The sequence below is a fragment of the Pseudomonas sp. KCJK9000 genome (assembly GCF_046230725.1).
GTDB lineage: Bacteria > Pseudomonadota > Gammaproteobacteria > Pseudomonadales > Pseudomonadaceae > Aquipseudomonas > Aquipseudomonas promysalinigenes.
Genome location: NZ_JBJJLN010000113.1, coordinates 1 through 4,435 on the forward strand (window position 1 = coordinate 1; position 4,435 = coordinate 4,435).

4 protein-coding genes are annotated in these 4,435 nt (G+C 59.8%); 2 read left to right on the forward strand and 2 right to left on the reverse strand.

Annotated elements, in window-relative coordinates; all coding sequences use genetic code 11:
- On the forward strand, window positions 1–310 hold a 310-nt coding region (locus tag ACK59H_RS22695), incomplete at its 5' end, for a hypothetical protein (protein ID WP_409264960.1).
- Window positions 307–717: a nucleoside diphosphate kinase regulator gene (rnk, locus tag ACK59H_RS22700; protein ID WP_060478658.1), complete on the forward strand. Its 411-nt coding sequence runs from the start codon at window positions 307–309 to the stop codon at window positions 715–717. The genes ACK59H_RS22695 and rnk, both read left to right, overlap by 4 nt.
- A 15-nt stretch (window positions 718–732) precedes the next feature.
- Here the strand turns inward: rnk and ACK59H_RS22705 are convergent, their stop codons facing one another.
- Together ACK59H_RS22705 and ACK59H_RS22710 are read right to left on the reverse strand one after the other, a co-directional pair.
- Entirely contained in the window at window positions 733–1,575 is an 843-nt protein-coding gene (locus tag ACK59H_RS22705) for a hypothetical protein (RefSeq protein ID WP_060478659.1), read from the reverse strand.
- 68 nt (window positions 1,576–1,643) lie between these two features.
- Window positions 1,644–4,435 (reverse strand): class I adenylate cyclase (locus tag ACK59H_RS22710; RefSeq protein WP_409264961.1); only part of this gene is annotated, 2,792 nt, incomplete at its 5' end.

Genomic DNA, 4,435 nt, shown 5'->3' on the forward strand with positions numbered 1-4,435 from the left:
TGCATGGCGCGATATCGCGTCGTACAAACCAGGCGGTCGCGCGCACCTGCCACAGGCGTTACTGGCCCGAAACAAACGTAGGAGCGAGCAAAGCTCGCGATGCGCCGCGCGGGCGGCGCTCGATCTCACAGGCGCTAAAAGCCTCAGATTGAACCCAAAAAAAATCCGACACCAGATCACCAGTATCGGATTTCTCGACCACAAGCCTGGACTCAAATGCTTAAGTGAACAGCATTACGCCCTTGGGCGGGGTTTTGCTTTATCTGCTGGTAGAAAACCGCCTGTTCAAAGGAGCCTGACTGGATCATGAGCACCAAGCCTTCCCTCATCCTCACCCGGCTGGACGTACAGCGTCTGGAGCGCCTGATCGACAGCCTCGACGAAAGCACGCCGGGGGTGCTGGCCTTGCAGCAAGAGCTGGACCGTGCCGGTCAGGTGGTCGGCCATGAGCAAGTGCCTGCTGGTGTGGTGACCATGAACTCGCGGGTGCATTGCCAGGAACAGGCCAGCGGCAAGGACTACCACCTGACGTTGGTGTACCCCAAGGACGCGGGCGGTGAGGGCAAGGTTTCGATCCTGGCGCCGATCGGGTGTGCGCTGCTGGGCTTGTCGGTAGGCGAGCAGATCGACTGGCCGGCGCCAGGGGGCAAGACGTTGAAGCTCAAACTGCTCGAGGTCGAATACCAGCCAGAGGCCGCAGGCGATTTCGAGCTCTAATCCAAGCCCGGTCCTTCAGGGCGTGTTCTGCGCCCTGAGCAGGCAAGCGTGGATGCAGTTGTCGACGATACGGCTGCGTAGCGACCAATCGGTATTGATGATGTGGAAGCCCTGGATGTAGCTGTCGAGGTCTACGGATTCGAACCACTCATCGATCTTGTCGCTGAAGTCGTCAGGGGTGAACAGCACTTTGTTGTACTTGGCGCACTGGATCGAGCGTAGCGTGCCATCGGGCTTATAGCGCTTGCTGTTGAGGTCCATGAAAGCTTTCAATTCTGCGGTCGAAGGTGTGTTCTCACCCATCCAGACCTGTTCCACGCCGTCCCAGTGGCCGGGTGCAGCTTTATCGTTGTAGGCGATCACCACCGTTTTGCCTGGGTAGTCATTCCACAACTGCTCCAGGGTCAGTGGGTGCAAGTCATAGGGAATGATCCGCTGGCCCAAGTGCTTGTCCAGCATAGCCAGCATCCACTCGTGCTCCTGGGCACTGAAATTATCAAACTGATGGAAGTCGAGGATGATGATTTCTCGTTCATTGCCAGGCTCGGCATAGAAACGCTGCAGCTCGGCGACGATGTCGCCCAGCACGGTACGCCCCGATGTACTCATGTGATACAGCTTGTATCGGTTGGGTGAATCGGGCGTGTATTCGCGGTTGGCACGTACACGCAGGTCCAGCACCCGAATACCCCCGCGAATCTGCTCGATGCACGCGACGTCCTGAGTCACCTCTTGCGGCGGTACGATGTTGTCGGCTTGTTTATCCATGCCCGAATCATGGCTGCCCGGCAGGATCAGCTGATCAATACGCAGGCGACCCAGCTCGGGCAAACTGCCCATCCAGTTCTGCTTGTTCATGACACACCTCAGTCATTGAATGAGGCTCGAGCATGTCGCTGGCACACATGGCTATGCAGAGGGAAATGTCAGTGGGTTGAGTTGACGGGCGCAGCCTGGATCTGCTCCAGCCCCCGGTTGAGCGCATGCTCAAGTTGACCCTTGTAATGCAGGTAGAGGCTGGTCGAGCCCTGCTCGTCCTTCAGCAGTTCGGAAAGGTCCAGGTCAGTGATGTAGCAGCGATACTGCGCGGCTGCGCGGCGCTGCCCAAGGATCTGCCGGGCCACTGCCTGGTAGAGCAGGGCTCCATGCTCCAGTTCGGAGAACTCCCGCTGATCACAATACAACGTAACGTGCATTGCGCCCTGTGCACCTGCCTGTACGATGGCCTGCACCTCGTAATAAGGCTGGCCGCTGGCAACGCTTGGCGCAGGCCTTGGTTCGACACTACGTGCTTTGCCAGGACCTGAAGGCATCAATTGCGCGTACTGAATGTCCAGTGTGGCCAGTTGCAGGCTATCCAGTGGCAAGCGCGCGTCGTGGCGCATCACCACAGAATGCAGAAAACGTTGCAACGGCAGCAGCAGGTGGCTTTCATCAGAGAACGGCAGGCGCTGTTGCCACAACGCGTTGTACTCATCCAGCACATACAGGTCGGCCCAGCCATCGAACAGGCGATAAAACACCTGAATGCAATTGCGCCGGCCTTGCTCCAGCAGCAGGGGCAGGTCGTAGTCCTGCAGGGCATTGCCATCAAGGTACAAGGGGCTGTAGCAGCTGCGCACTTCGCCCAGGTGAGCCAGCAGGGCTTCATGGTCGGCCATGGTTGCCAGGCTGACCTGGCCGGGCAGCAATTCCAGTACATGGGTGTATTGCGCCACTTGCAGCAGGTAGCGGTGATTCAGGCGCTGGTCGAGCAGCAGCTGCGCCGTGTCGAAAATCTCTTCCACCCGCTGGCTGATGGCCTGGGCGCGGTTGTGGCAGAAGCAGCGCACCTGTAAATGTGGGCGGTGGCTTCGTTGGCCCAGGCTGTTGAGAAAGTCCTGCAGACAACGCAGAAGGGCGTGCTCACCGTCGTAACGCTGTACCAGGACCTCGTTCCAGCTATTGAGTGTGATCTGGTCCAGGGTCAGTACCAGGTTCTCGCGCACACCGGCATAGCTCAGCGAGTCGGTGCGCTCGGTGGTCATCAAGATGTTCAGGTCGCGGTGTTGGCGCAGCGGGTCGACGCCGACATTCACCAGCAGCAGGACTGCGTTCGCCGCGCTCGGTTGCAGCAAACATTCTTCGCTGACGCTACCCAGTGGCAGAGGAATGCTTTGCTGCAGGCTGCTGAGCAGGTTGAACAGTTCGAACTCGCTGAGGTCGCTGTCACCGGGGTGCAGGGCCAGCCGCGTCGTGGTGTCTATGACCCCGTTGCGGTGTGCCCAGGTCAACAGTTCAAGCAGCTCGCGGCAACGCTTGATCGGGTTGAAATGCTCCCATTCGTGCACCGCCAGGTTGCCGTTGTACAGCCCCCAGTGATACGTGCCAGGTTCCTTGCGGTTCGGCGATTGCACCAGGGTCAGGGTGTCTTCGGCGATGTCTGGAGCAATACCAGGGTTGATCACTTCGATCTTGCCGGCCCGGCGCTCGAAAGCTGCGTACAGGCGCCGGCCCAGCACATTGAGGTCGCGTTGTTCGGCACGGCTGCTGGCGCCCTGGCTTTGCGCGAATCGGCCGAGAAAGCGATAGCTCTGGTTGAGTTCTGCCACCACCTCCCGGCGTTCGACGGCGACCTGACGCACCTTCCACTGGCTGCGGCTGTCGAGCATGGCCAACTGGCGCGCGTCCCACCCCCATTCATCAGTCAGGCGTTGCAGCAGTTGACGTTGCCAGCCATTACTGCGGCTGCGGTCCAGGCTGCTCAGCTTCTTATTGACCTTCAGGTACAGGCTGCGCCGAACCAGTTCGAGACGTGCGGTTTCGCCGCGGCCCTGCAGATAGCGTTCTATTCGGCGGTACACCATGACGTATGGGTCGAGCTCGTCAAGGTCTAGGTGATTGGCAAATACCGCCTGCTTGTAGTCCAGGCTCAGGCAGCGCACGTTCGGGTGCTCGCTGGCGTAAGCTTCGGTGAGTAGCAGCTTGAGCAGCGATTTATAGGGCGAATCAATGGCTTTATAAAGCTGCCACAGGCCGGCGCCGACATATTCCCTGGGCGGAATATGCGCCAGATTGCCGAGGTCGAGGGCGTCCTGGTTACGAATGAACCGCTTGGACAACAGTGTTTGCGTGTAAGTCTGGTAGTTGTGCTCTTCATAGGCCGGCACCAACCACCATAGCGGCGTGCGCCCGGCTAGCCAGATGGCGGTGCGATAGAACTCATCGAGTAGCAGATAGTGCTGGGTAGTGCCGCAATCGTCGGAGCTGAGCTGGCTGTCACGCTGGCCCTGGGCAAAGCTTTGGGGGTCTATCAGAAAAAAATGTGCTTCGGCGCCTTGGCTGGCTGCCCAAGTTTCCAGCAGCAGGCATTTGCGCCGCAGCTCCTCGCGCTGGGCCTCGTCCAGGCCAGGGGCATGGCAGACCCAAAGATCCATGTCGCTTTGTTCGGCCTGAGCCAGCGAGCCCAAGCTGCCCATCAGAAATAGGCCATGAATTGGCCGTGGTGGGTTGCCGTGGCGGGTCTTGTAAGCGAACGAGCGTGCCAGGCGCTGCGCATCGGCGATTTGCTCGGCATGCGGCTCGTACCCCGCAACCCCTGCGGGGGTGGCGCCAGAAACGTAGCCTGGCAATAGCGGGTGGTTGACGTGGAACAACAGCGGCAGCAGGGTCAGGACCAGCTGCTGGCGGCTCGAAAGCCCCTCCATTGCCCGCTCCAGCCGGCATTGGTTGATGTGTA

Excerpts from the sequence above, each read along its gene's own strand:
- rnk (WP_060478658.1), top strand. The coding sequence starts at position 307 with ATGAGCACCAAGCCTTCCCTCATCCTCACCCGGCTGGACGTACAGCGT.
- ACK59H_RS22705 (WP_060478659.1), bottom strand. The coding sequence starts at position 1,575 with ATGAACAAGCAGAACTGGATGGGCAGTTTGCCCGAGCTGGGTCGCCTG.